Below are 24508 nucleotides of genomic sequence, written 5' to 3'. Positions count from 1 at the left end.
ACTAGGCGAGTGCGGCCCGCAGGTCGGTGACGAACTCCGGCTGTAGCTCACGCTTCTCGTAGAGCAGTTGGTACACGTGGTCCCGGACGGCCTTGGAAAAGGCGACGTAGTTCGTGTGTATCGGCCGGGGGCGGGCCGCCCCGACGGCGCCCCGGAGCTTGCCCAGGTGGGGGATGAGGGCTCGTAGGTTGGCGTCTCCGTACGCGCCCCGACGGGTCGGTGCCAACCCGTGCGCGGCGAGCACCTTCTGGGCGGGCTCACCGGTCATGAAGGCGATGAACTCGCGTGCCCGCTCCTCGTGCGGCGAGTTCGCCACGAGGGCGAGACTCTGACCGCCCAGGATCCCGGTCGGCAACGCGTCCAACTGGATCTCGTTGGGGTTGGCGCCCGGACGCTCCAGCTGTTGGAGTTCGCGGTACTTCACCGGCCAGTTCCGCATGTAGGTCAGGCCCCGGTCGGCGAAGATCCGCATGCTGTCGTTCTCGTCGTCGCCGAGGGCGACCCGCTGTTCGGCGATCGCGTCCCGGAGCGGGTGCAGAGCCTGCTGCCAGCGTTCCAGGTGGTCGTTGACCGGGGTGTCCATCTCGATCGCGCCGTTCTCGTCGAGGAGGTCACCATCCCTGGAGAGGGCGTGCTCGAGCACGTTGATGACAAAGGCCTCGTTGGACGTCTCCGCGCTCGGTTTGAGCTGGCCGACGAACTGCTGGTTGGTGACCGTGTCGAGTACGTCCCGCAGCGTCGGCGCCTGCTCCGGGTCACCGCCCCCGCGACGGTGCGAGAAGAGCATGCCGACGTCGGTGTTGAACGGCGCCGCCCAGAACCGGTCCGGGTCGTCGCTCACCTGGCTGATCCGCCGGATCGGGTCGAGGAGTTCGAGGCTGTCGGCCAGCGGGATCGGTGTGATGAGCTTCTGCCGGGCGAACTCCGGAATATGGATCACGTCGAGATTGACGATGTCCGCCTGCCCGTGCTGGGCGCGGCTCAGCATCTGCACCCGTTCGTCGAGCGTGCCGCTGGAGACGATGTCCAGCCGCACCTTCGTACGCGGATTGGCCCGTTCCCACATGGCTATCAGCAGGTCGCGTGCCCCGGTGGGGTCCCGGCCGGTGGTCAGCCGAAGCTCGATCGTGGGGAGGGAACGGCCACCGGGAAGGAGGTAGATCGCGCCTGCGGAGAGGGTGCCGCACGTCAGGACGCCGGCGAGGAAGGACCGTCGGGAGTATTGGTCAGGCACCGGGAGGCGACTCCCTTCGATGTATGCGGACTATGAGCAATAGCACGGTGCGTAGAGATGCCGCAAGGTTGTGCGTGTTTCCGGGATGGGTCGAAGGTGCGTCGGGGCGACGACGATCGGACGCGTACGGCGACTCGGCTCCGTCCGACCAGGGGCGCGTACGCCGACGGGTCGGGTGCCGTTCCGCTCGGCGTCACCGTGCGGAGCGACCCCCGACCCGTCGGGTCGATCGGTCGTGGGGGATCAGGTGTCGGAGGTCGGGTACCGGGGCGGAGTGTGGGAGGTCAGGCGCGGGAACGGGGCAGGCAGCACTTCTTGTACTTGTTCCCGGAGCCGCACCAGCAGGTCCCGTTCCGCTCCGGCGGCCACGAGATCCGCTCCTGACGCCCCTCGAGTTCCTGGGCGTACCCGGCGCGTACCTGCTGGTCCGTGGGGTCACCGTTGCGTCGGGTGGCGAAGCCGGACAAGCCGTCGACCGAGCCCTTGAGGACGGAGAGGCCGGTACGCCCGGCGCCGGCCAGCCGGACCAGTTCCCGTTCGAGTCGGGCCCGGTGCTCGTCCCAGTCCTGCCCGTACACCCCGGTCAGGTCTGGCCACTCCGAGCGCACCCGGTCGAACTGGTCCTGCGGCCAGAACAGCAGTTCGGTCACGGCGGTGCCGGCGACCGCGTTCGCGGCCCTGCTGGTGAGCTGGTTCTCCAGCCGGTCGGCCAGGTTGTCGTGCTGGTCGTGCGGCAGGGCGAGATCGCGTCGTACCCGGTGTCGTTGTTGCAGCAGGAAGAAGAGGACGCCCGGCGAGTCCGGGTCGCGGGGCTCACCCAGCTGCTCCGCCGTGGCGGCGCGTTCCCCGAGTACGGTCTCCACCGCCTCGCTCAGCCACTGCTCGGCGATGACGCTACGGCCGCCCGCGTCCAGCGCGGCGCTGATGTAGGCGGCGGCGTCGGCCTGTTCGGTGAGCAGCGGTCGCAGTGCGGTCAGCTCGGCGGTCGCCTCGTCGTCGCGCCCGGCGCGGAAGAGGATCCGGGCGCGCAGGGCACGGGAGAAATTCGCCTGGCTGTCCTCCTGTGTCCGGTACGCCTCGACCGCCCGGTCGGCGTAGCGGAGCGCGGCATCCAGTTTCGCCCTGCTCTCGGCGATCTCGGCGGCCAGGGTCAGCGCGTATCCGGTGTCCGCCGGGTCGGCGAGCCGGCCCTGCTCGGCGGCGTCGGCCAGGTCGGCGGCGATGCCGAGCGGATTGGCCGCGCCCAGCGCGGACTGGCGTAGCTCGGTGAGATCTGCGCTGGTGAGAACGTCTGTTGTTGGCACCATCTCACGGTACTGCTCGGGCCGGCCGGAAGACGCCGACCGCGATGTTGCGCCCGTCTCACGGTGGCGTTGCCGCCCCTGCCCGACGGTCCGCTGGGCTCACCCGGTCCGGGTGAGCTGCCCCCGCCGGCTCGGGGCGCCGTCGACCCGTCCAGCGTGGACACGTTGCCGCCTGGCGGGGCCGGGTCGGGCTGTTCGACGTCGGGGTGGTCGCGCATTCCAGTACGTTGTACGATAAGTCTCATCGACACGAGGAGGCCAGCCATGACCGCCCCCGCCACATCCGGGTACTGCGCCGTCTGGGCCGGCGCGAGGTCGGTCCGCACCAGGTCGGCTACTCCGGGCGGGTCACCGTTCCCGCCGCCGACGGCACGCCGCTGCTGGCCGACCACTACCAGCCGCTGACCGAGGGCGATTTCCCCACCCTGCTCATCCGCTCGCCGTACGGTCGTGGTTTTCCCTTCGCCTCACTGTTCGGCTTCGCCTACGCGTCGCACGGCTTCCACGTGGTGCTGCAGAGCTGCCGTGGCACCGGTGGGTCGGCGGGCGAGTTCACCTGGTGGCTCAACGAAACCGACGACGGGCTGGCCGCCGTCGCCTGGCTCCGGGAGCAGCCCTGGTTCAGCGGCGACTTCGGCATGGTCGGACTGAGCTACCTCGCCTACGTGCAATGGGCGATGGCGATGGATCCGCCGCCGGAGCTGCGCGCCCTCGTGGTCCAGGTCGGCGCCCACGACCCGTACTCGACGGCCTATCCGGGCGGGGCGTTCGCGCTGGAGAACTCAGTGATCGCCGCGGTCTCCATGGTGCACCAGGGCCGGGGCGCGCTGCGCTTCGTCCGGGCCTTGATCCGGCTGCAGCGGAAGCTGCCCAGCGTCGTCCGCTCGCTGCCGATCAAGGACGCGTACGTGCCAGCGGTCGGTCAGCGGGTGCCGTACATCGACGGCCTGCTGGGTAACCCCGACCGTGACGCCCCGTTCTGGCACGGCACCGACATCGGTGCGACGGCCGAGCGGCTCGAGGTGCCGACAAAGGTGATCGCCGGGTGGCACGACCTCCTCCTTGACCAGAACCTCCAGCAGTACGCCCGACTTCGCGGGGCCGGCTGCCCGACCTCGCTGCTGATCGGCCCGTGGACGCACACCTCGATGCTGGAGGTGGACGGCCCGATGGTGCTGGCCGAGAGCGTCGCCTGGCTGCGGGCGCACATCAGCGGCGACCGGTCCGGGCTGCGCGAGTCGCGCGTCCGGGTGCACGTCGGCGGCGTGGACGAGTGGCGCGACCTGGCCGACTGGCCGCCGCCCGCCGTGAGTCGCGCGCTCTACCCGACCCTCGGTGCCGGGGAGTTGGGTGCCGAGGCGGGCGACGACGCGGGGCGGCTGGCGGACACGCCGCCGGAGGCGTCCGAGCCGGTCGGTTCCTTCCGTTACGACCCGGCCAATCCGACACCCTCGATCGGCGGGCCGCTGCTCTCCCGGACCGCCGGGGTTCGTGACAACACGGAACTCGAAGCCCGCCCGGACGTGCTGACGTTCACCACCGGGGCGCTGAGTGAGCCGCTCGAGGTGATTGGCCCGGTGAGCGTCGAGCTGTGGGTGGCGGCGAAGGCGGGCAGCAACATCGACATCTTCGCCCGACTGTGCGACGTGGACGAATCCGGCTGCTCACGCAATATCTGCGACGGTCTGTTCCGGCTGCCCGCGTTCACCAGCGACGACCCGGTAGCGGTTACGGTCGGGTTGAGCTCGACCGCCCACCGGTTCCGCCATGGGCACCGGGTGCGGCTGCAGATCAGCGGCGGCGCCCATCCGCGCTTCGCCCGCAACACCGGCAGCGGCGAGCCAGCGGCGACCGCCACCCGGTTGGTCGCCACCGACGTGACCATCCATCCGGGATCGGTGCTGCGGCTGCCGCAGGTGACATAGTCGGGTGAGTGTGCGGTCGGGATCGATGTGCCGGATCCGGCCGGCGAGGGACTCGCTCTAGAACAGGACCACCGAGCGGGCCCCCTCGCCCCGGGCCATCCGGCGCAGCGCTGCCGGTGCCTCGTCGAGCACGATCCGGTCGGTGATCAGCGGGGCCAGGTCGAGCGTGCCGTCCAGCGCCGCGCCGGCGAGTTCGGGCAGGTCCCGGTCGGGGTCCGAGGAGCCGTAGACGGAGGAGCGGAGAACGCGCGCCGAGTGGAAGATGTCGAGCGCGCTCAGCTCCAGCATGTCGTCCCTGGCGCCCATGCCGACCACGATTACCTGGCCACCCCGGCGGGTGGCCCGCCAGGCGACCCGGATCGTCGCCGCCCGCCCGACGCACTCGAACGCGTGGTCGACCCCCCGGCCGCCGGTGAGTGTCCGTACGGACCGGTTCAGCGTGTCGTCGGAGAGCAGGAAATCGCTCGCCCCGGCCGCGATCGCCAGCTCGCGCTTGTTCTCCGCCCGGTCGACCGCGATCACCGGGGCGGCGCCGGCGGCACGGGCGGCGGCGACCGTGGCGAGGCCCACCCCGCCGAGGCCGATCACGGCGACCGCGTCACCGGCCGCCACCCCGGCGGTACGGCGTACCGCTCCGAAGCCGGTCAGCACCGCGCAGCCGAGCAGCGCGGTGAGTTCGCAGGGTAGTTCGGCGGGGACGGGGATCACCGCGTTCTCGGCCACCACCACCTCCTCGGCCAGTGCCCCGAGACCCAGCGTGACGTGCAACGACGCTCCGTCGGCGAGGGCGGTGCCGCGCGGGGCGGCCGGTGCCCCGGTGGCCGCGCAGAGCCACGGCTCGCCGTGGGCGCAGTACCAGCACTCGCGGCACGGTGGGGCCCAGTTGAGCACCACGTGGTCCCCGGCCCGGACCCGGTCGACCCGGTCGCCGGCCGCCACCACGATGCCGGCCGCCTCGTGCCCGAGGACGAGCGGGTACGGCGGCGTCAGTGTCCCGTTGACCATCGAGAGGTCGGAGTGGCAGATCCCGGCGGCGCGGATGGCCACCCGCACCTCACCCGGGCCGGGCGCCGGCAGCGTGATCTGTTCGACCCGGGGCTCGGCTCCGACGCCCCGGACCACCAGCGCCCTCACCGCTGGATCGCCTTGGTCTGCAGGAACTCCTCGAGTCCGAAGCTGCCCAGTTCCCGGCCGATGCCGGACTGTTTGTAGCCGCCGAACGGGGCGAGCGGGTTGAACGGCGCGCCGTTGATGTCGACCGCGCCGGTGCGCATCCGCCGGGCGATCGCGAGGGCCCGGTTGTCGTCGCCGGACCAGACCGCTCCGGCGAGTCCGTACCGGGAGTTGTTGGCGATGGTGACGGCGTGGTCGTCGTCGTCGAACGGGATCACGGCCAGCACCGGGCCGAAGATCTCCTCCTGGGCCAGAGGGCTGTCCGGGTCGACGTCGGCGAGCACCGTCGGTGCGACGAAGTGGCCCCGCTCCGGCAGCGCCGCTTCGGGTCCGCCGCTGACCAGCCGGGCGCCGTCGGCGAGCCCCTGGGTGATGTGTTCGCACACCCGGTGCTGTTGGGTGGCGGAGACCAGTGGACCGAGCCGGGTGGCGGGGTCGAACGGGTCGCCGAGCCGGTAGCCGTCGGCGGCACGGGCGGCGAGCGTGACGGCCTCGTCGTAGCGGCTGCGGTGAACCAGCATCCGGGTCCAGGCGGTGCAGGTCTGTCCAGAGTTGAGGAAGGCGTTCCCGACGCCGACCTTGACCGCCGTGGCGAGGTCGGCGTCGTCGAGGATGAGGTTGGCCGACTTGCCGCCGAGTTCCAGGGCGACCCGTGCGATCCGGTCTGCGGCGAGGTGCGAGATGCGCCGCCCGGTCGTGGTCGAGCCGGTGAAGGAGACCAGGTCGACGTCCGGGTGCGCGGCGATCGCCTCGCCCACCACGGGACCGGTGCCGGTGACCAGGTTGACCACGCCCGGCGGCAGACCGGCCTCGTCGATGGCGTCGAAGAGCAGGTACGCCACCAGTGGTGTCAGCTCGCTCGGTTTCAGTACGACGGTGCAGCCGGCGGCCAGGGCTGGGGCGAGTTTGGCCATCATCTGGTGCAGCGGGTAGTTCCACGGGGTGATGGCCCCGACCACGCCGACCGGTTCGCGGACCACCAGCGAGTTGCCGATGACCTGACCGGCGGGGGGTTCGGCGGCGAGTTCGACGAAGCCGCGCAGGACGGCGAGGGGGAGTCCGGCCTGGATTCGGGTCGCCACCTTGAGCGGGGTGCCGAGTTCGAGGGCGACGGTACGGGCGATCTCGTCGGTCCGGGTGGCGAGCGCGGCGTGCAGCCGGTCGAGTGCGGCGGCCCGGTCGGCGGGATCGGTGGCCGCCCAGCTGTCGAACGCGGTCCGGGCTGCGGCGACGGCCTGGTCGACGTCGCCGGTGGTCCCCGCCGGAACGGTGCCGAGGAGTTGTTCGGTGGTGGGGTTCTCGACCGGGATGGTGTCGGTGGCGGCGGGGGTGACCCACTGCCCGTCGAGGTAGAAGGCGGTGCGGGTGAGGTCCATCGGGGGCCTCTCGGGTCGACGGAAACTAGCGCTGCAAGTTTTGACTGTAGTACGCACCCGGCCCCCACGGGAGGTTCGCCCGGCCGGCGTGGCACCGGCGTGCCCGTCGATGCGCGACGCCTCGGGGGTCACCGAGGTGGCAGCGCCCCGACCAGCCGCTCGTACGTGTGGGAGAGCCCTTCGATCAGCGCGTCCAGGCCGAGCGCGAACGCGCCCTCGTCGACGCTCTGCTGGTGTTCGGCGAGCCGGTGCGCCTGGCTCAGGTGCGGGTACTGCGCGGCGTAGAAGCCGGGGTCCTCGACGAATCCCCGAGCGAACGAACCGAGCGCCGAGCCGGTGACGAAGTAGCGCATCAGCGCACCGATGTGCGTCGCCCGCGCAGGCGGCCAGCCCGCGTCGACCAGTCCGCCGTAGACGGCGTCAGCCATCGCGAGGGCGGCCGGGCGGCGTCCCGGTCCCTGTGCCAGGTGCGGCACGATGTTCGGGTGCGCGGCGAGCGCGGACCGGTAGGAGAGGCCCCACTGCCGTAGCGCGTCCCGCCAGTCGCCATGCCCGAAGGACGAGACGTCGACCTGAGCGGTGATGCTGTCCGCCACCGCGTCGAGGATCTCGTCCTTCGTGGCGAAGTGGTTGTACAGCGACGGCCCGCGTACGCCCAGTTCGGCGGCGAGCCGACGGGTGGAGAAGGCGCCGAGTCCCTCGGCGTCGATGAGGTTGGCGGCGGTCTCGATGATCCGCTGTCGGCTCAGCAGGGCCTGCCGTGGGCGGGGCATCGCGTACCTCCCTCTCCTGGACCTGTTGTCGGCCGCCCGGTCGGTGGCGGGGCTTCGGGAAACTCTGCCACACCGGCTCTGGACGAGATAAAACTTCCAGCGCTAGTTTAGACGTATGGACCTCCAGCTATCGGTGGAGCAGGCGGCGGTCCGCGCGCTCGCCACCGAGTTCGTCGACCGGGAGATTCGGCCGTACGCCGCCGAATGGGACCGACGCGAGTCGGTCGACCCGGCGATCGTCCGACGGCTCGGAGAGATCGGCTTCCTCGGCCTCACCATCGCCGAGTCCGACGGCGGTTCCGGCGGTGACCACCTCTCCTACTGCCTGGTCCTGGAAGAACTCGGGCGCGGCGACTCCGCCGTACGTGGCATCGTCTCGGTCTCGCTGGGACTCGTCGCAAAAGGCGATCGTCGGGTCCGGACCCCGGGGAATCACCGCCTTCCTGGTCCCGACCGGTGCACCGGGACTCGGCCGGCGGGAGATCCACGGCAAGCTCGGACTGCGCGGACAGGCCACCGCCGAACTGGCTCTCGACGCCGTACGGGTGCCGTCGACCGCTCGGCTCGGTGCCGAGGGCGGCGGACTCCGCCTCGCTCTGTCCACCCTGGCCAAGGGGCGGATGTCGGTCGCTGCCGGCTCTGTCGGCATCGCCCAGGGCTGCCTGGACGCCGCCGTGGCGTACGCCGCCGGGCGCCAGCAGTTCGGCAAACCCATCGCCGGTCACCAACTCGTGCAGCAACTGCTCGCCGAGATCGCTGTCGACACCGCCGCGGCGCGGTTCCCGGTCGGCAAGTACCTGCGCGACGCCCGGGTCGCCACCCTCTACGAGGGCACCAGCCAGATCCAGCAACTGCTCATCGGGCGGGCCCTCACCGGCGTCGCCGCCTTCTGACCACGTGGCCCCCGCCCGACCACGGGCGGCCCTTCTGCCCAATCTGAGGAGCATCGTGACCAGGTACGCCGGCAAGGTTGCCATCGTCACCGGCGCAGGACAGGGCATCGGGGCCGCCACCGCGCGTCGGCTCGCCATCGAGGGTGCGGCCGTCGCCGTCGTCGACCTCAACGCCGGACCGGCGAGCGCGGTCGCCGGAGAGTTGACCGCCGGTGGTGGTCAGGCAGTCGGGATCGGCTGCGACGTGACCGACCCGGACGCCGTCGCGGCGATGACCGCCCGGGTGGTGCAGACGTACGGCCGGCTCGACGTCCTGGTCAACAACGCCGGCATCACCCGGGACGACCTGCTGTTCAAGATGCCCTTCGACGCCTGGGAGGCGGTGCTGACCACCAACCTGACCAGCATGTTCCTCTGCTGCCAGGCGGCCCAGGCGCAGATGGTCGGGCAGCGGTACGGCCGGATTGTCAACCTGAGCAGCCGCTCCGCGCTGGGCAACCGGGGACAGGTCAACTACGCCGCGGCGAAGGCCGGGGTGCAGGGCCTGACGGCCACGCTCGCCATCGAACTCGGCCCGTTCGGGGTGACCGTCAACGCGGTCGCGCCGGGCTACGTCGCCACCGCGATGACCGCGGCCACCGCCGAGCGGGTCGGCAGTACACCGCAGGAGCACCAGCGGTGGGCGGCGGAGCACACTCCGCTGCGCCGGGTCGCCCAGCCGGAGGAGATCGCGTCCGTGATCGCCTTTCTCGGCAGCGACGACGCCTCCTACGTCAGCGGCCAGACTCTGTACGTCAACGGCGGAGCCCGCTGACCCGTCGACCCACACCCTTCGGAGGACACTGTGGACTTTTCGCTCGGCGACGAGGAGCGGGCGATCCGCGACACCGCCCGCGATTTCATCACCCGTGAGGTCATGCCGTTGGAGGCTGAGGTACTCCGCCGTGAGCGGGCGCACGGTCCCGGACTCGAGCGCGGCGAGCTGCGCGAATTGCAGCTCAAGGCGAAAAAGTTCGGCTTCTGGGGCCTCGCCACCCCCGAGGAGTACGGCGGGATGGACCTGCCTGCGGTCACCCAGTCGCTGATCTGGACCGAGATCGGGCGTTCCTTCGTCCCGTTCCGTTTCGGCGGCGAGGCGGACAACATCCTGTTCCAGGCCAACGACGAGCAGAAGCGCGAATACCTGGTGCCGACGATCGAGGGCGAGCGGTTCTCCTGTTTCGCCATCACCGAGCCGGGCGCCGGTTCCGACGCGGCGAACATCAGGCTCAGCGCCCGGCGCGACGGCGACGACTGGATCCTGAACGGGGAGAAGACCTTCATCACCGGTGGGAACGAGGCCGACTTCGCGATCGTGGTCGCGGTCACCGACCCCGGTCGGAACGTACGCGACGGCGGCAGCACGGCGTTCCTGGTGGACCGGGCGATGGGCTGGCGCTCGGAGTTCATCCAGACGATGGGGGAGGGTGGTCCGGCCGCCCTGGTCTTCGACGACGTCCGGGTTCCCGGTCGCAACATCCTCGGTGAACCGGGGCAGGGCTTCGCGCTCGGCATGCAATGGATCGGCAAGGGTCGATACACTATCCCCTCGCACGCGGTCGGGATCGCCGAGCGGGCGCTCCGGATGGCGATCGAACACGCCAACACCAGGGAGACCTTCGGTGCGCCGATCGGGGCCAACCAGGCGATCCAGTGGATGATCGCCGACTCGGAGACCGAGCTGGAGGCCGCCCGCTGGCTGATCCTCCGCGCGGCCTGGACAGTCGACCAGGGACTCGACCCCCGGCACGCGTCGTCGATGGCCAAGCTCTACGGCGCCGGCATGGTCAACCGGGTGGTTGACCGGGTGATGCAGATCCACGGCGGCATGGGCTACACCAGGGAACTGCCGATCGAACGCTGGTACCGACAGGTGCGCCTCTACCGCATCTTCGAGGGCACCGACGAGATGCAGCGGCTGATCATCGCCCGGGACCTGCTGCGCGGTTACACCAAGCTGGGAGGGCACCTCGGATGAGGACTTTCGCCTCACCCGCCGAGCTCGCCGCCGCCGTCGGCCAGTCGCTCGGCCCCGGCCCGTGGCACCCGGTCGACCAGGAGCGGGTGGCGCTCTTCGCCGAGGCCACCGACGACTACCAGTGGATCCACGTCGACCCAGAGCGGGCCGCAGTCGGACCGTTCGGCGGGACCATCGCGCACGGTTACCTCACCCTCTCCCTGCTGCCCGCGCTGGTGACCCGGATCTACCGGGTCGAGGGGGTACGGATGGGCGTCAACTACGGGCTAGACCGGGTGCGGTTTCCCGCTCCGCTACGGGTCGGCACCCGGATCCGGGCCACCGCGTCGATCGCCGAGGTCACCCCCGTACCGGGTGGAACGCAGGTGGTCACCGAGGTGACCGTGGAGAGCGAGACCGGCGGCAAACCGGTCTGTGCCGCCCGGACGATCAGCCGGCTCTACTTCGAGGAGGGGAAGTGACGGCACTCTCGTTGGCGATGGTGCTCGCCGAGGCGGCCCGTCGGCACCCGGACACGGTGGCCGTGGTGGACGGCGACATCCGGGTCACCTACGCCGAACTGTGGCTGGAAGCCCGCTCGTTCGCCGCCGGACTGCACGAGCTGGGCGTCGGGCCGGGCAGGACGGTGGCCCTGCTGGCGCCGAACGTGGTGGACTTCCCCCGGGTCTACTACGCGGCGTTGGCCGCCGGGGCGGTGGTGGTGCCGGTGCATCTCCTGCTCACCGCGGACGAGATGGCGTACGTCCTTCGGGACAGCCGGACCGACCTGCTCGTCTGCCACACCAGCCAGCTCTCCATCGGCGCCGAGGCGGCGGAACGGGCCGGCGTCCCGCTGGTCACGGTCGGCCCGGTGCCCGGCGGGGTCGAGGTCCGGCGGCTGGAGGAGGTCAGCGACGGCGTCGCGCCCCTGACGTCGTACGTGACCCGGGAGGCCGAGGAGACCGCGGTGGTCTTCTACACCAGCGGTACCACGGGAGCGTCCAAGGGTGCCCTGCTCACACATCTGAACCTGGTCATGAACGCCACCGTGAACGTGTTCGACGCCAACGACGCGCGCAGCGCCGACGTGGTGCTCGGCTGTCTGCCGCTGTTCCACACCTTCGGACAGACGGTGGCGATGAACGGCACCTTCCGGGTGGGCGGCACCCTGGTCCTGCTGACCCGGTTCACCGGGTGCGCCGCGATCGAGGTGATGCTCCGCGAGGGGGTCACCGTTTTCCATGGCGTACCGACGATGTACATCGGACTGCTCACCGCCGCCGTCGACGCCCCCACGCTGCCACGGTTGCGGCTCTGCGTCTCCGGTGGCGCGTCCCTGCCGGTCGCGGTGCTGGAGCGGTTCAACGCCACCTTCGCCACCACGGTCTTCGAGGGGTACGGCCTCTCCGAGACCTCACCGACCGCGACCACCAACCAGCCGCACTACGGCACCCGGGCGGGCACGGTCGGGCACCCGATCTGGGGTGTGGAGGTGGAGATCGCCCGGCCCGAACTCGACGACCGGATCGAGCTGCTGCCCGCCGGTGAGCTGGGTGAGATCGTCATCCGGGGACACAACGTCTTCGCCGGTTACCTGGGCCGGCCGGAGGCGACGGCGCAGGCTCTGGTCGACGGCTGGTTCCGCAGCGGTGACCTGGGTACGAAGGACGAGTCCGGCTTCGTCACGATCGTCGACCGGAAGAAGGACATCGTGATCCGTGGCGGCTTCAACGTCTACCCGCGTGAGGTCGAGGAGGAACTGGCCCGGCATCCGGCGGTGGCGCAGGTGGCGGTCATCGGGGTCCCCGACGAGGTGCACGGGGAGGAGATCTGCGCGGTGGTGGTGCGGGACCCGACCGGACCGCCCGCACCGACCGAGTCGGAGCTGATCGAGTGGGCAAGGGAGCGGCTCGGCCGGCACAAGTACCCGCGTCAGATCCGCTACCTCGACGCGTTGCCGATGGGCCCCAGCCACAAGGTGCTCAAGCGGGAGCTGCGTCGCCTGATCGGGCCGAGGGCGCCGATCGAACGGCCGTGACCCCGACGTCGGTGTGTCAACCCCGGTCGGAGATCTGCTGTACGGCCCAGCCGTTGCCGTCCGGATCCTCGAAGAACACGAAGCCGACGTTGTCCAGTGGGTCCGGGGTCGGGGTGGGGCTCTCGCCCAACACCTGGACCTCGCTGACCTTCACCCCGCGTTCCAGCAACTGGGCGTGGGCCTTGTGGATGTCCGGGACGACCAGTTGCAGGCCCTTGAGTGAGCCGGGGGCCATCTCCGGCACGGCGCCCTTGCCGATCACGACGGAGCAACCCGATCCGGGTGGCGTCAGCTGGACGATCCGCACGTGGTCGCCCATCCGAGTGTCGTGGTCGACCGTGAAGCCGAGCTGTTCGGAGTAGAAAGCCTTGGCGCGGTCCACGTCCGACACCGGTACCACCACGACCTCGAGAGTCCAGTTCATCAGATATGTCTCCCTTCGCGCCGACCTGTCGCCGGGTTCCGGACAGCGTACCGACGTGTACCGACACGGTCAGCGCGCTCGATCGGCGTGGCCGGGGCAGTTTCGGGTAGTCGCACGGGCATGGCGACCACTATGAGCTGGGAAGACAAGAAGCGGTTCGTACGGCGGCTCGCCGGCGGCGGTCGAGGCTTCGCCGACCGGTACGGGTTCCGGGTCACCAACAATCCCGCCTCGTTGTTCCAGTTGCTCTATCTCTCGATCCTGTTGCGCCGCCCGGGTGATCCGCGTCGGGCGGCGCAGACCGCGCAGGCGCTGCGTGACCAGGGATGGGAGAGCGCGGCGCGGATGAGCCGGTCGGCGCAGGAGACCCGGGCCGCCACGCTGCGTTCGTGTGGTCGCCGGGACGCGGACGAGTTGGCCGGCCGGCTCGGTGACCTGGCCGCGTTGGTGACCGAGCGGTACCGGGGTGACCTGCGGCGGCTTCGCGGGGTGGCGAAGTACGACGCCGTCCGGGAACGTGCCGCGCTGAAGCGTCTGCCGGCGGTCGACGACGAGGTCGTCGACCTGTTCTTCCGTGAGGTCCAGGCGTTGTGGCGGGAGGTGCCGCCGTCGGCCGACCGTCGTGCGCTCACCGCCGCGCGGCGACTCGGCCTGGGGCGGTCCGCGGATGACCTGGCCGCTCTCGCCGGCAGCAGGGAATCGGAGAAGCTGGCGTGGCTGGTCGGAGCGCTGGCGATAGTGGATCTCGACGACAGATACCAACAAATCGCCGCATGACGCCCAATCGTACGTGCGATCGCCCACAATTATGGTATTTCCCGCCGTTCGGATGATCTCAACTCATAGAATGGTCCTGGCGGCATTGCCCAACCGGTTCGGTCGGGCCTCCGCCATCCGGCGAATGCGTTCGGTTCGGACGCCTGTCGCCGGAGTTTCGTCGGGCGTGGTGTCCCGGCCATGCCTGTCGTGGCCGGCACCTCGTCCGGTGTCGGGTCGACCTCCCCGGTCCGTTCAGCGCGCCAGACCGGCGATGAGGTTGACCGTGGAGGCGATGATCACGGCCCCGAACAGGTACGACAGCAGTGCGTGCCGAAGCGCCGTACGCCTGATCGCCGGGCTGCTCAGTGGGGTGTCGGAGACCTGGAAGGTCATGCCGAGAGTGAAGGCCAGGTAGGCGAAGTCGGTGTAGCGCGGTGGCGACTGTCGGTTGAACCGGACGCCGCCGTCGGTGCCGGTGTAGTACAGCCGGGCGTAGCGACCAGCGAAGACGGTGTGGATGACCGCCCAGGAGAAGAGCACGCTGACGATCCCCAGGGCGATGTGTAACTGCTCGGGAAAGCCGTCCAGCGGTTTCGCCCGGATCAGTACGACACCGATCGCCAGCAGGCTCGCCAGGCAGGCGAAGAGAAGCAGCGAGTCGCGCAGTCCCCGGTTCGAGTCGGCCCGCAACGCGAACCGGGCTGTCTCGTCCGGGTTCAGCGGCCAGAGCCGTGACCGGGCCCAGGCCAGGTAGAACAGCGCGGCACAGTCCCAGCCGACGAGTGGGCCGAGCACCGCGGCGTCGTAGAGTCCCACCGGTATCGCGCCACACGCCGCCGCCGCGCCCATCATGGTGAGCAGCACCGACGACCGTACCGGTTCCCGGCGTGGCCTGGTCCGGGTCAACGTCGCTGGCCCGTGGGTTTGGCGGCGGGCACCGGTCAGCTCTGGCGGAGGTGCCGTGCCACCCGTTGGTGCTTGCGGTCCCGGGCCCGCGCGGCCAGGTCCGCTGGCGACACCTCCGGGTTGGGATTGGTGTGTGCGGAGCGGGCCACCTCGTCGATGTTGCCGTAGTCGACCGGGGGCATCGCGCGCAGTGCGCGGAGCACGTCCTGTGGCGCACCGGCCCGCTCGGCCTCCGCGACGATGTCGCCCTTGCTGGCGGGGAAGTCGAGTGAGGTGAGGTAACGCAGCACTTCGGCGTTGGTAACCATGGCAATCCCGCTCCTCGCCGGTCATCTGGTTCTGCCGACGCAGCGCTTACCCCACTTTGCCGAGATCACGCGCCGCACCGGCCCCGGTGCGGACCTTTCGGCGGAGTCGTCGCCGGTGACCGTCGTTTCGCCGCGTTGGGCACGGGTACCCGCCCGACACGCCGTCGCCGGCCGGGCGGGGCCAGGGAGGAGCCACCATGAACTACAACACCTTCATCGACATGGTCGCCCAGCGGGCCGACGTCGATCCGGAGACCGCGGTCGATCTGAGTCAGAGCACGCTGGAGGTGCTGGCCGACCGGTTGACCAGCGGCGAGGCGATAGATCTCGCGGCCCAACTGCCCCAGCCGTTGCAGGCACTGATGCAGAACCCGCCGGACCGTGCGGAGCGCTTCGGCGTGTCCGAGTTCGTCGACCGGGTCGCCGGGCGCGCGAATGTCGACCCTGCGCTGGCCCGCAACGGGGTACGGGCCGTGATGACCACGGTTCGGGAGGCGGTGACCGGCGGCGAGTTCGACGAGGTGATGAGCCAGCTGCCCCGGGACTTCCGGGACATGGTCGAGCCGTCGCTGATGCCCGGCGGCAGGGCGCGGAAGCGGTAAGCGACGCGCCGACATCGACTTTCGTCGAGACGGACAGAAGTTCGGTCGGTTTCTTCCCGGCAATGGACGACCCCGCAGCAAAGCCGTAACCTCTACGCAACGTGCGTGCGGTGGTCGATGCCCCGGGAGGAACGGACATGTCCCGCAGGACCGGTAAACCCTCCTACACCAAGACGACGCAGAGTCGGCGACCCAGCGTCGGCAACCTGGTCTTCGTGATGATCCTGCCGGTGGTGCTCGCCGGTTTCGTCGGGGCCGGGATCGGCTACGCCGTCGCCGACCGGCCGAGCGGCACCGAGGCCGCCGTCAACGAGCTGCGGGAGGCCGAGGCGCGGCGGGACGTCGAGCAGATCGCCCAGCTGACCACGGCGGCCCGTACCACCCGGGACGAACTCGGCCCGGTCCTGTCCGAACTGGACACCGCGATGAAGTCCGGGCGACCCGCTGCCCCGGACAAGCTCGCCGCCTGGCAGCAGAGCATGCGGGGGGCGGTGGAGCGGCATGCCGAGAGCCCGTCCGGCACCACCGCCACCAACGTCGCCCGGGGCGGCCTACGGGCTGCCGTCGACGGCCTCTCCACGGCGCTGGACACCTACGCCCTGGCGGGGCGGCTCCCGGCCGCCGAGCAGCGCGGACTGATCGACCTGGCGACCCGGCAACGTACGGCCGCCGGCACCGCGTGGTCGATCGCGGCGGCCCAGCTCGACCAGATCAACATCGACGCGGGACACGGACACCAGCACGTCTACCTGGAAACCGAGGCCGGTAGCGGCGCCTTCACCTCGGACGGCGCACCGGAGGGGACCACGAAGTAACCGCTGCCCGGAGCGCGGCACCGGCGCCCTATACGATCACGTACCGCGAACCCGATCCGGCGATGCCGGAAAGGTGATAGGAGTAGCGGATGGGCATCGTATCGCCGGGCTTCCAGGGTCGGCCCAGGTCGTCACAGCCATCGCTGCCACCCGGGCAGTACCTCACCGAGGACTTTCCCGTGCTCTCGGCCGGCCCGACCCCCCGGGTGTCCCTGGACAACTGGGAGTTCGTGGTGACGACCGAGGCCGGGGCGGAGCACCGCTGGTCCTGGTCGGAGATGCTGGCTCTGCCGAACGAAACCCCCACCGTCGACATCCACTGTGTCACCCGGTGGTCGAAGCTCCAGACCAACTGGAAGGGCGTCTCCCTGGACACCCTGTTGGCCGAGGTGGAGACCGCCGCCGACTACGCCCTGGTGCACTCGTACGGCGGATACACCACGAATCTGCCGCTGGAGGACCTGCTCGACGGTCAGGCCTGGCTGGTGCACCAGTACGAGGGCGGCGAACTGCCGGCCGAGCATGGTGGCCCGGCCCGGCTGCTGGTGCCGCACCTCTACTTCTGGAAGTCGGCCAAGTGGGTCCGGGGTATCCAGTTGATGTTGACCGACGAGCCGGGTTTCTGGGAGACCGCCGGCTACCACGATTACGGTGACCCGTGGCGCGAGCAGCGGTACCAGGGCGACTGAACCGGGGCGCCAGCTGGCGGGTGGCCCAGCTGGTCGAGTCCCGGGAGGAGACCGGCACGGCCCGTACGCTCGTGCTGGAAGTGCCCGACTGGCCCGGCCACACGCCGGGTCAGCACGTCGACGTCCGGCTCACCGCACCTGACGGCTACCGCGCCGAGCGTTCCTACTCGATCGCCTCGGCGGCCGCCGGCAACCGGATCGAGCTGACCGTGCAGCGGGTGCCCGACGGCGAGGTCTCGCCGTACCTGATCGACGTCTTCTCCGTCGGCGACCCGGTGGAGATCCGCGGCCCGGTGGGAGGCTGGTTCGTCTGGCGTTCGGCCGACCCGGCGCCGGTCCTCCTCGTCGCCGGTGGTTCCGGGATCGTGCCGTTGATGGCGATGGTCCGGGCCCGGCGGGCGGCGGGCAGCCGGGTGCCGTTCCGGCTGATCTACTCGGTACGCACGCCCCGGGACGCCTACTTCGCCGACGAGTTGCGCCAGCGGGCCCGGGATGACGGCGGCCTGGACGTGTCCTACGTCTACACCCGTGAAACCCCGGACGGTTGGCCCTCGGCCGCGCACCGCATCGGGGTCGCCGACGTCAACAGTCACGGCTGGCCGGCGGAGCTCGAACCCACCTGTTTCGTCTGTGGTCCGACGGGTTTCGTCGAGACCGTCGCCGATATCCTCGTCGCCCTCGGTCACGACTCGCGTCGGGTGAAGACCGAGCGCTTCGGCCCCACCGGAGGTTGAGATGGCCGATCAGGACTACACCGACGGCAACATGCTCGCCGGCCCGATGCGTGAACTCTTCGCGGTCGACCTCACTGCGGCGACCGGCCGGTGCGCCAACTGTGGGCTGACCGGGCCGATCGCCCAGATGCGGGTCTACCAGCACGCGCCCGGCCTGGTGGCCCGTTGTCCGGGCTGCGAGGAGGTGGTCATGCGGTTGGTGCGGACGCCCACCAGTGCGTGGTTGGACCTGCGCGGGGCGGTCTTCGTCCAGGTGCCGATGCCGGCGGAGTCGCCGGCCAGTTGGTGACCCGGGCCGGCGCCGCCTTTCCGGTCTCGATTTGGTCAGTGTGGCCGAAAGAAGTACGTCATTCGTGCGACGGATCGGCCGGGCTGTTCGAGGGATTGACACACGTGAGCGGGCGCGTGAGAATTCCTGTGGCGCTTAGCTGATCCACAGACGGCCGCAAAATGGCGAGTGAACCGCCATGGTGCTGCCAGAGTCGTGTTACTCGACTGGGCGGGACTGCCAGAAGGGCGTTACGTCTGTGCCTGATGGTCTCCTGTGGCTACTGTTCTCGACGGCCCCACTGAGCAGCTCTTTTCCTGCGCATAAGGCGGAAGTGGTCGGCCAGTGGGCGCGCGGTTCTCGTGGGGGGTTCGGCCTTGATTCGCCACGTGGAGTGGTAAGACTCTGCGACGCTGCGGCCCACTGGGATGAGTCGAAAAGCGATTCGCCGGCCGGACCGGATTCAAACTACGTCGCGTACGGCCACCCTTTCCGGACGGCGGGAATTCAGGCACATTTGACCGCGGTACGGGGACAGCTCCCGCCGACTCGGTGCTGCGGCCGTACCGGGGCCATCGGACCACGCGGTGCGGTGTGAGCGACCGTACCCGGGTGGGGATCGTCGGGGCGGGTCCGGCCGGCATGCTGGTCGCGGTCCTGTTGCAGAGGGCCGGCATCGACTGTGTGGTGGTGGAGCGCCGCGACCGGTCGTACGTCGAACAGCGGGTCCGGGGCGCCACGGTCGAGTACCCGGTCGTCGAGCTGCTGCGTCGGCACGACCTCGCCGCCGGGCTGCTGGCGACCGGAGCGGTCGAGGACCGGATCGAGTTCCGGATGGGCGGACGTCGCTATCCGCTCGTCTACGCCCCGCTCGCCGGTGGGCGGACGCCCTACCTCTACCCGCAGCAGTTCCTGGTCCGCGACCTGATCGACGCCTTCCTCGTCGCCGGCGGCGACCTGCGGTTCGACACAACCGCGCTGGCCGTCACCGACCTCGAAGGTGACCGGCCACGGATTCGGCTCGACAGCGGCGCCGGGGCCGCCCCGTCTGAGCTGTGGTGCGACATCGTGGTCGGCGCTGACGGCGAGCACGGCCTCACCCGTGCGGCCATTCCCCGCTCCGCGTCGCGGACGCACGAGTACCAGTACGACTACGCCTGGCTGGCGGTGCTCGCCGAGGCGGCCCCGTCGAGCGACTCCACGGTGATCGCGATCCACGAGTCCGGCGCGTGTGTGCACGTTCCCCGGGGTCCGGTGGTGAGCCGTTTCTACCTCCAGTGCCCCCGGGAGGACGGCCGGGCGGACTGGCCGGACGAACGGATCTGGAAGGAGATCCGGATCCGGCTGGCGCTCGATGAGCCGTGGCTGCTGCACGAGGGTCCGATCCTCTCCACCAGCAGTCTGCGAATGCGTTCCCTGGTCTGCGCTCCGCTGCGGTACGGGCCGCTCTTCCTGGTCGGCGACGCGGCCCACATCGTCCCGCCGGTCGTCGGCAAGGGCTTCAACATCGCCCTCGCCGATGCCGAGGAACTCGCCCTGGCGCTGGTCGAGCGGTTCACCGGCGGCACTTCGGCCCGGTTGGACGCCTACTCCGACCGCCGGCTGGCCCGGATCTGGCGGGCCCAGGAGTTCGTCGGCCGGGTGATGGACCTGGTGAACACTCCTGGCCCGGGCACCCGGGAGGCGGCGTACCTGCACCGGGTGCAGTGTGCTCGGCTGGAACGGCTCTTCGCCTCGCCGGCGTACGGTGCCGCGTTTCTCGAGGACCACATCGGGTGGGAGTGAGTCCTGGTCGTGGCTGCGCCGGGGGAGCGGGTCGGCTTCCGAGTTGATCTCCCGCCCACAGCCTGCGGCGAGAGCGCAAGCGAGTGTGGCGTGCGGAACTCTTCGGCATCAGCGCTGCTACCTGGGGTGTTACAACTTGTAGTCTCGCTAGCTGAACGAAGGCCACTTCTTGTTTCGAAGTGACTAGCGGGGCAGTCAATGTCGAACTCGGTGGGGGTCCAGTGCGCGCAGTCACGCCGTCGACCGGTTGAACCGGGCGCCGCGCGGCGGTGGAAGCGGCCAACCGGTCGGAACCCGGCCGACGCGGTCCAGCCGGCGAAACGGATGAACAATCACGGACGACCCCAGAAGGACGACGGTTATGTCTCGCGCTGCCCCTCTCGCACAGCTCGGCCCGGCGCCCGCGCGGCATCTCCTCGACGTCGCACCACCGAGGCTCGCCACCGACGGGACCCGGACCGCACGACGGTACGGTCCCGTCCCGGCACACCGGCGGGCGACCCGTCCCCGGGCGCTGCGGGAACTGATCCTCGTCGCCACCCTCTGGGTCGGGTACAACCTGGGCCGGCTGCTCGCGGACGGTCACGTACCCACCGCGACGGCCAACGGCCACCGGGTATGGGACCTGGAGCGGACCCTGCACCTGCCCGACGAGGCGAGCGTGCAGCACTGGCTGTCCCGGAGCGAGCCGCTCATCCGGGCCGCCAACGGCTACTACGCCTACCTGCACTTCCCCGCCACCGCGGCCTTCCTGGTCTGGCTCTACCTGCGCCGCCCCGGGTACTACCGCTGGGCCCGCAACAGTCTCGCCACACTGACCGGCGCGGCGCTCGTCGTACACCTGCTCTTCCCGCTCGCCCCACCCCGGATGCTCGCCGGCACCGGCCTGGTCGACACCGCCGCCCGCTACGGTCCTTCCGTCTACGGGCCGCCGAGCGCGGACGACCTCACCAACCAGTACGCCGCCATGCCCTCCCTGCACGTCGGATGGGCACTGCTGGTCGCGACCGGGCTCATCATCGCCACCCGGACCAGGTGGCGCTGGCTCTGGCTGCTCCACCCGGCCATCACCCTGACCGTCGTGGTCGCCACCGCCAACCACTACTGGCTCGACGGCGTCGTCGCCGGCGCGATCGTGGCGGTCATCCCGTTCCTGCTCCCCGTGCCCCAGCGGGACACCGCCGCGCGGGCGAGCTGGCCCGGGACCGCGCACACCTGGCTCCACCGGCGCGGCGTACCCGGGATGATGTCGCGTCGCGGCCGGCCGGGCCACCGCGCCCCACGACACGGCGACCGGCCCGGACACCGCCCCGCACGACGCGGTGGCGGCAGCGGTCGGGGCCGCGCCCTGCGGCGGATCGGCATCGCGGTCACCGGCGGCGTGATCATCCTGGCCGGGCTGCTCATGCTGGTCCTGCCCGGTCCCGGCTGGTTGACCATCTTCGCCGGACTCTCGTTGCTCGGCCGCGAGTTCCCATGGGCGAAACGCCTCGCCGACCGGCCACGACGCGGGCTGGTACGGCTGCGTGACCGATGGCGCGAATCGTCGGCCCGACGTCGGAGCCGGGCCCGGTGACCGCCCGGAACGCCTCGCGCCCGCGCACCAACCCGCTCTGACCGCGAAGACGAAGGAACCGCCCACCATGCACAGCATCAGCAGCCGCCTCCTCACCGTGTCGCTGACCCTCGCCGGAGTCAAGCGGTGGCAGTTCGCCCCGAAACGCTTCATCGGCGCCTCGGCCGCGCCGAGGGATCCCCAGGGCCACCGGCCGCCGATCCTGCGGCACGTGGCCATCGACCGGCAGGACTTCGAGGGCTGGCCCACGTACGTCCTCACGCCGGCCTCCGGCGGCACCTCCGGGCAGCTCGTCTACCTGCACGGAGGTGCGTACGCCACCGAGATCACCGTTGGGCACTGGAACCTCATCGCCCGCCTCGCCGAGCGGACCGACCGCACCGTCACCGTGCCGATCTACCCGCTCACCCCGGAGTACGGGCACCGCGACATCTTCCCGACCCTGATCCGGCTCTACCAGCGGATCGTGGCGCGGGGTCCGGTGGACCGGTTGGCGGTGGTCGGCGACTCGTCGGGCGCCGGCATGGCCCTGGCGCTGGTGCAGTCCCTGCCGGACGACACCGCCCGCCCCGGCGACCTCGTGCTGCTCTCGCCATGGCTCGACGCGACCATGACCAACCCGGACATCTCCGCGGTGGCACGCCGGGATCCGCTGTTGAACGCCGCGCACCTGAGGTCCCTCGGTCACCTGTACGCGCTCCCGGACCTGCCCTCCGTACCGCAGGTGAGTCCGATCAACGGCCCACTGCACGACCTGGGCCGGGTGACCCTCTTCACCGGGACCCGGGACGTGCTCAACCCGGACGCCCGACGACTCCGGGAACTCGCGGCCGAGCAGGGCACCGAGATCGCCCTGCACGAGTATCCGGGCATGCTGCACGACTGGGTGCTCACCCCGATCCCCGAAGCCAGACGGGTCATCACCGAGATCGTCGAGGTGCTGCGGCGGCCCGAACCACCGGCCGAACTCAAGGCGGAGGCGGCCGCGCGACCGACCGGCCCTGCGCGGACGCCCTGTCCCGGCCCCCGAATTCTCACCTCGCGCGGGGGACGACCGGGCGGGCGCCGCCGGGTCCTCCGCTGAGCACGGGCCGGGCCGGGCCGGCCCCGCCACGGTTGATCGGTGCTAGTCGCGGGCGCCGTCCCGGTCCCGGCGTACGGTCGCCCGACGGCCCTTGATCGTGGTGCCGCGCAGCCGGCTGATCACCTCGTCCGCCGCCGCCTGTGGCACCTCGACCAGGGAGAACCGGTCGGCGATCTCGATCGAGCCGATCTCCCGCCCGCTGACCCCGGTCTCCCCGGTGATGGCGCCGACCAGGTCCTGCGGACGGATGCCGGAGCGCCGGCCCACCCCGATGAAGAGGCAGGCCATGCCGCCCTGGCGGGACCGGCCGGGGCGCTGGGCGTCCCGGCCACGACCCTCCCGGGCACCTCGGCCGTCCCGCTCGCCCCGCTCGTTGCGGAGCGTCACGTGCGGGATCTCCTCGTCGTCGACCGGAATCCCGGCCGCCTCGTGGGCCAGCTTCACCGCCGCCAGCGCCACCTCCATCACGTCGAACTCGTCGGCCAGCGTCTCGACGATCACCCGGAACTGATCGAGGTCGTCCTCCAGCAGGCTCTCCTGGAGCGCCGCCCGGGTCAGCTCCAGCCGTCGGGTCCGCATGTCCGCGACGGTCGGCACCTTGTCGATCGAGATCCGCTGGCCGGTGACCCGCTCGATGGTTTTGAGCATGCGGTGTTCGCGCGGCTCGGCGAGGGTGATCGCGACCCCCTGCCGTCCGGCGCGGCCGACCCGTCCGATCCGGTGCACGTACGACTCCGGCGCCGACGGCACGTCGTAGTTGAAGACATGGGTGAGCTGTTCGATGTCCAAGCCGCGCGCGGCGACGTCGGTCGCCACCAGGAGGTCGGCCGTACCGGTGCGCAACCGGCCCATCACCCGGTCGCGCTGTTCCTGGCTCATCCCGCCGTGCAGCGCCTCGGCCCGGTAGCCCCGGCCGTTCATGGTCTCGGTGAGCCGGTCGACCTCCTCCCGGCTGCGGCAGAAGACGATCGCGGCGGTCGGGGACTCGGCGTCGAGCACCCGGCCGAGCGCGGCCGGCTTGTGCGCCCGGGCCACCACGTACGCGGTCTGCCGGACCAGGGGAGCGGTGCCGGAGGCGGGCGATGGTCGGCCGATCTCGATCCGTACCGGGTTGCGCAGATGCTGGCGGGCCATTCCGTCGATCCGGGCCGGCATGGTGGCGGAGAAGAGCACCGTCTGTCGCTGCTCCGGGGTCTGCGCGAGAATCGCCTCGATGTCCTCGGCGAAGCCCATGTCGAGCATCTCGTCGGCCTCGTCCAGCACCACCGTGCGCAGCTCACCCAGTCGCAGGGTGCCCCGGGCGATGTGGTCCAGAGCCCGCCCCGGGGTGGCCACGACCACGTCCACCCCGCCGTCCAGCACCCGCAACTGCCGGCCGATCGGCTGCCCGCCGTAGATGGGCAGCACCCGTACGCCGAGTTCCCGGCCGTAGCGGTGGACCGCCTCGGAAACCTGCACGGCCAGCTCGCGGGTGGGTACGAGCACCAGCGCCGACGGGTCGCCGGAACGACGCTCGGCGGGCATCCGGTGCAGCAGGGGCAGGGCGAAGGCGGCGGTCTTGCCGGTGCCGGTGGCCGCCTGGCCGAGCAGGTCGCCTCCGGCCAGCAGGGGCGGGATCGTCTCCCGCTGGATCGCGGTCGGCTCCTCGTAGCCGAGGGCGGCCAAGGCACCGAGCAGTTCGGCCCGCAACCCCAGATCGGCGAAGGTGCCGGGCCCGTCGTCGGTGCCGCTGGGATCGACGGGGGCTACTGGATCGGGCCGTACGCTCTCGGAACTCATACCCACAAGCTTTTCATTACCCCGGTTGGTCTGTTTCAACTACCGGTGTTCGGGGCCCCGCGCGCCT

The 24508-nt window shown here is 70.8% G+C and carries 24 protein-coding genes and 1 pseudogene; 16 read left to right on the top strand and 9 right to left on the bottom strand.

Going from position 1 to position 24508, the window contains the following annotated elements; genetic code table 11:
- Position 1: 1 nt before the first annotated feature.
- Together BDK92_RS00290 and BDK92_RS00285 are read right to left on the bottom strand one after the other, a co-directional pair.
- Entirely contained in the window at positions 2-1234 is a 1233-nt protein-coding gene (locus tag BDK92_RS00290; RefSeq protein ID WP_170208437.1) for an extracellular solute-binding protein, read from the bottom strand.
- 284 nt (positions 1235-1518) lie between these two features.
- Positions 1519-2541, bottom strand: coding sequence for an SEC-C domain-containing protein (locus BDK92_RS00285; protein WP_121153495.1), 1023 nt, complete (start codon positions 2539-2541; stop codon positions 1519-1521).
- Positions 2542-2765: 224 nt separating this feature from the next.
- Here BDK92_RS00285 and BDK92_RS00280 point away from each other — a divergent pair, with 224 nt between their 5' ends.
- Complete coding sequence (locus BDK92_RS00280; RefSeq protein ID WP_211348969.1) at positions 2766-4463, top strand: CocE/NonD family hydrolase; 1698 nt, start codon at positions 2766-2768, stop codon at positions 4461-4463.
- Positions 4464-4520: 57 nt separating this feature from the next.
- On the opposite strand, the gene BDK92_RS00275 is transcribed toward BDK92_RS00280, so the two are convergent.
- From BDK92_RS00275 to BDK92_RS00265, 3 genes are all read right to left on the bottom strand, one after another.
- Positions 4521-5597: an alcohol dehydrogenase catalytic domain-containing protein gene (locus BDK92_RS00275; protein ID WP_211348968.1), complete on the bottom strand. Its 1077-nt coding sequence runs from the start codon at positions 5595-5597 to the stop codon at positions 4521-4523.
- Positions 5594-7012, bottom strand: coding sequence for an aldehyde dehydrogenase family protein (locus BDK92_RS00270; protein WP_121153493.1), 1419 nt, complete (start codon positions 7010-7012; stop codon positions 5594-5596). Before BDK92_RS00270 ends, BDK92_RS00275 begins: the two co-directional genes overlap by 4 nt.
- 128 nt (positions 7013-7140) lie before the next feature.
- Positions 7141-7785 (bottom strand): TetR/AcrR family transcriptional regulator, encoded by a 645-nt coding sequence (locus BDK92_RS00265; protein WP_121153491.1) that lies wholly within the window; start codon positions 7783-7785, stop codon positions 7141-7143.
- A gap of 115 nt (positions 7786-7900) precedes the next feature.
- Here BDK92_RS00265 and BDK92_RS39990 point away from each other — a divergent pair.
- The 6 genes and pseudogenes from BDK92_RS39990 to BDK92_RS00240 all read left to right on the top strand — a co-directional run.
- Positions 7901-8125: pseudogene (locus BDK92_RS39990) on the top strand (acyl-CoA dehydrogenase family protein); the annotation flags it as partial.
- A 280-nt stretch (positions 8126-8405) separates the two neighbouring features.
- Positions 8406-8678, top strand: a complete 273-nt coding sequence (locus tag BDK92_RS39985) for an acyl-CoA dehydrogenase family protein (protein ID WP_246017464.1) — start codon at positions 8406-8408, stop codon at positions 8676-8678.
- Positions 8679-8733: 55 nt separating this feature from the next.
- Positions 8734-9492 carry a 3-oxoacyl-ACP reductase FabG gene (gene fabG / locus BDK92_RS00255; protein ID WP_121161396.1) on the top strand — a complete coding sequence of 253 codons (759 nt, stop codon included), beginning with the start codon at positions 8734-8736 and terminating at the stop codon, positions 9490-9492.
- 30 nt (positions 9493-9522) lie between these two features.
- Positions 9523-10695 (top strand): acyl-CoA dehydrogenase family protein, encoded by a 1173-nt coding sequence (locus tag BDK92_RS00250; protein WP_121153489.1) that lies wholly within the window; start codon positions 9523-9525, stop codon positions 10693-10695.
- Entirely contained in the window at positions 10692-11156 is a 465-nt protein-coding gene (locus BDK92_RS00245) for a MaoC family dehydratase (protein WP_121153487.1), read from the top strand. The genes BDK92_RS00250 and BDK92_RS00245 overlap by 4 nt, the downstream gene beginning before the upstream one ends.
- Positions 11153-12712: a long-chain-fatty-acid--CoA ligase gene (locus BDK92_RS00240; RefSeq protein ID WP_121153485.1), complete on the top strand. Its 1560-nt coding sequence runs from the start codon at positions 11153-11155 to the stop codon at positions 12710-12712. The genes BDK92_RS00245 and BDK92_RS00240 overlap by 4 nt, the downstream gene beginning before the upstream one ends.
- Positions 12713-12728: 16 nt before the next feature.
- Here BDK92_RS00240 and BDK92_RS00235 read toward each other — a convergent pair whose 3' ends face one another.
- On the bottom strand, positions 12729-13136 hold the full coding sequence (locus BDK92_RS00235) for a VOC family protein (RefSeq protein WP_121153483.1): 408 nt from the start codon (positions 13134-13136) through the stop codon (positions 12729-12731).
- A gap of 120 nt (positions 13137-13256) precedes the next feature.
- On the opposite strand from BDK92_RS00235, the gene BDK92_RS00230 reads away from it, so the two are divergent.
- Positions 13257-13913, top strand: coding sequence for a hypothetical protein (locus BDK92_RS00230; protein WP_121153481.1), 657 nt, complete (start codon positions 13257-13259; stop codon positions 13911-13913).
- 234 nt (positions 13914-14147) lie between these two features.
- On the opposite strand, the gene BDK92_RS00225 is transcribed toward BDK92_RS00230, so the two are convergent.
- Positions 14148-14759 carry a DUF1345 domain-containing protein gene (locus BDK92_RS00225; protein ID WP_211348967.1) on the bottom strand — a complete coding sequence of 204 codons (612 nt, stop codon included), beginning with the start codon at positions 14757-14759 and terminating at the stop codon, positions 14148-14150.
- Positions 14760-14836: 77 nt separating this feature from the next.
- Positions 14837-15109: a DUF2795 domain-containing protein gene (locus tag BDK92_RS00220; protein ID WP_121153479.1), complete on the bottom strand. Its 273-nt coding sequence runs from the start codon at positions 15107-15109 to the stop codon at positions 14837-14839.
- A 197-nt stretch (positions 15110-15306) separates the two neighbouring features.
- Between BDK92_RS00220 and BDK92_RS00215 the strand changes: the two genes are divergently transcribed.
- The 8 genes from BDK92_RS00215 to BDK92_RS00180 all read left to right on the top strand — a co-directional run bounded on the left by BDK92_RS00215 (position 15307) and on the right by BDK92_RS00180 (position 22662).
- On the top strand, positions 15307-15711 hold the full coding sequence (locus tag BDK92_RS00215; protein ID WP_121153477.1) for a DUF2267 domain-containing protein: 405 nt from the start codon (positions 15307-15309) through the stop codon (positions 15709-15711).
- 137 nt (positions 15712-15848) lie between these two features.
- Positions 15849-16526 carry a hypothetical protein gene (locus BDK92_RS00210; protein WP_121153475.1) on the top strand — a complete coding sequence of 226 codons (678 nt, stop codon included), beginning with the start codon at positions 15849-15851 and terminating at the stop codon, positions 16524-16526.
- Between the two features lie 89 nt (positions 16527-16615).
- Positions 16616-17215: a sulfite oxidase-like oxidoreductase gene (locus BDK92_RS00205; protein WP_121153473.1), complete on the top strand. Its 600-nt coding sequence runs from the start codon at positions 16616-16618 to the stop codon at positions 17213-17215.
- Positions 17185-17949: a ferredoxin reductase gene (locus BDK92_RS00200; protein WP_121153471.1), complete on the top strand. Its 765-nt coding sequence runs from the start codon at positions 17185-17187 to the stop codon at positions 17947-17949. Before BDK92_RS00205 ends, BDK92_RS00200 begins: the two co-directional genes overlap by 31 nt.
- Before the next feature lies 1 nt (position 17950).
- Positions 17951-18238, top strand: coding sequence for a DUF6510 family protein (locus BDK92_RS00195; RefSeq protein WP_121153469.1), 288 nt, complete (start codon positions 17951-17953; stop codon positions 18236-18238).
- Between the two features lie 573 nt (positions 18239-18811).
- The gene (locus BDK92_RS00190) at positions 18812-20002 is read left to right on the top strand and encodes a 4-hydroxybenzoate 3-monooxygenase (RefSeq protein WP_147456866.1); all 1191 of its coding nucleotides are present in this window, start codon (positions 18812-18814) and stop codon (positions 20000-20002) included.
- Between the two features lie 361 nt (positions 20003-20363).
- Complete coding sequence (locus BDK92_RS00185; RefSeq protein WP_121153465.1) at positions 20364-21578, top strand: phosphatase PAP2 family protein; 1215 nt, start codon at positions 20364-20366, stop codon at positions 21576-21578.
- 67 nt (positions 21579-21645) lie between these two features.
- A complete protein-coding gene (locus BDK92_RS00180) occupies positions 21646-22662 on the top strand; it encodes an alpha/beta hydrolase (RefSeq protein WP_147456865.1) in 1017 nt (338 codons plus the stop codon).
- A gap of 42 nt (positions 22663-22704) precedes the next feature.
- Here the strand turns inward: BDK92_RS00180 and BDK92_RS00175 are convergent, their stop codons facing one another.
- Positions 22705-24441 carry a DEAD/DEAH box helicase gene (locus BDK92_RS00175; protein WP_121153461.1) on the bottom strand — a complete coding sequence of 579 codons (1737 nt, stop codon included), beginning with the start codon at positions 24439-24441 and terminating at the stop codon, positions 22705-22707.
- Positions 24442-24508 lie beyond the last annotated feature (67 nt).

The organism is Micromonospora pisi, from assembly GCF_003633685.1.
Taxonomy (GTDB): domain Bacteria; phylum Actinomycetota; class Actinomycetes; order Mycobacteriales; family Micromonosporaceae; genus Micromonospora_G; species Micromonospora_G pisi.
Note: the sequence above shows the minus strand (reverse complement) of the source record. Positions and strands in the feature narration are given on the sequence as shown.

Excerpts from the sequence above, each read along its gene's own strand:
- BDK92_RS00230 (WP_121153481.1), top strand. The coding sequence starts at position 13,257 with ATGGCGACCACTATGAGCTGGGAAGACAAGAAGCGGTTCGTACGGCGG.
- BDK92_RS00235 (WP_121153483.1), bottom strand. The coding sequence starts at position 13,136 with ATGAACTGGACTCTCGAGGTCGTGGTGGTACCGGTGTCGGACGTGGAC.
- BDK92_RS00245 (WP_121153487.1), top strand. The coding sequence starts at position 10,692 with ATGAGGACTTTCGCCTCACCCGCCGAGCTCGCCGCCGCCGTCGGCCAG.
- BDK92_RS39985 (WP_246017464.1), top strand. The coding sequence starts at position 8,406 with ATGTCGGTCGCTGCCGGCTCTGTCGGCATCGCCCAGGGCTGCCTGGAC.
- BDK92_RS00265 (WP_121153491.1), bottom strand. The coding sequence starts at position 7,785 with ATGCCCCGCCCACGGCAGGCCCTGCTGAGCCGACAGCGGATCATCGAG.
- BDK92_RS00180 (WP_147456865.1), top strand. The coding sequence starts at position 21,646 with ATGCACAGCATCAGCAGCCGCCTCCTCACCGTGTCGCTGACCCTCGCC.
- BDK92_RS00185 (WP_121153465.1), top strand. The coding sequence starts at position 20,364 with ATGTCTCGCGCTGCCCCTCTCGCACAGCTCGGCCCGGCGCCCGCGCGG.
- BDK92_RS00220 (WP_121153479.1), bottom strand. The coding sequence starts at position 15,109 with ATGGTTACCAACGCCGAAGTGCTGCGTTACCTCACCTCACTCGACTTC.
- BDK92_RS00175 (WP_121153461.1), bottom strand. The coding sequence starts at position 24,441 with ATGAGTTCCGAGAGCGTACGGCCCGATCCAGTAGCCCCCGTCGATCCC.
- BDK92_RS00210 (WP_121153475.1), top strand. The coding sequence starts at position 15,849 with ATGTCCCGCAGGACCGGTAAACCCTCCTACACCAAGACGACGCAGAGT.
- BDK92_RS00215 (WP_121153477.1), top strand. The coding sequence starts at position 15,307 with ATGAACTACAACACCTTCATCGACATGGTCGCCCAGCGGGCCGACGTC.
- BDK92_RS00270 (WP_121153493.1), bottom strand. The coding sequence starts at position 7,012 with ATGGACCTCACCCGCACCGCCTTCTACCTCGACGGGCAGTGGGTCACC.
- BDK92_RS00195 (WP_121153469.1), top strand. The coding sequence starts at position 17,951 with ATGGCCGATCAGGACTACACCGACGGCAACATGCTCGCCGGCCCGATG.
- BDK92_RS00205 (WP_121153473.1), top strand. The coding sequence starts at position 16,616 with ATGGGCATCGTATCGCCGGGCTTCCAGGGTCGGCCCAGGTCGTCACAG.
- BDK92_RS00285 (WP_121153495.1), bottom strand. The coding sequence starts at position 2,541 with ATGGTGCCAACAACAGACGTTCTCACCAGCGCAGATCTCACCGAGCTA.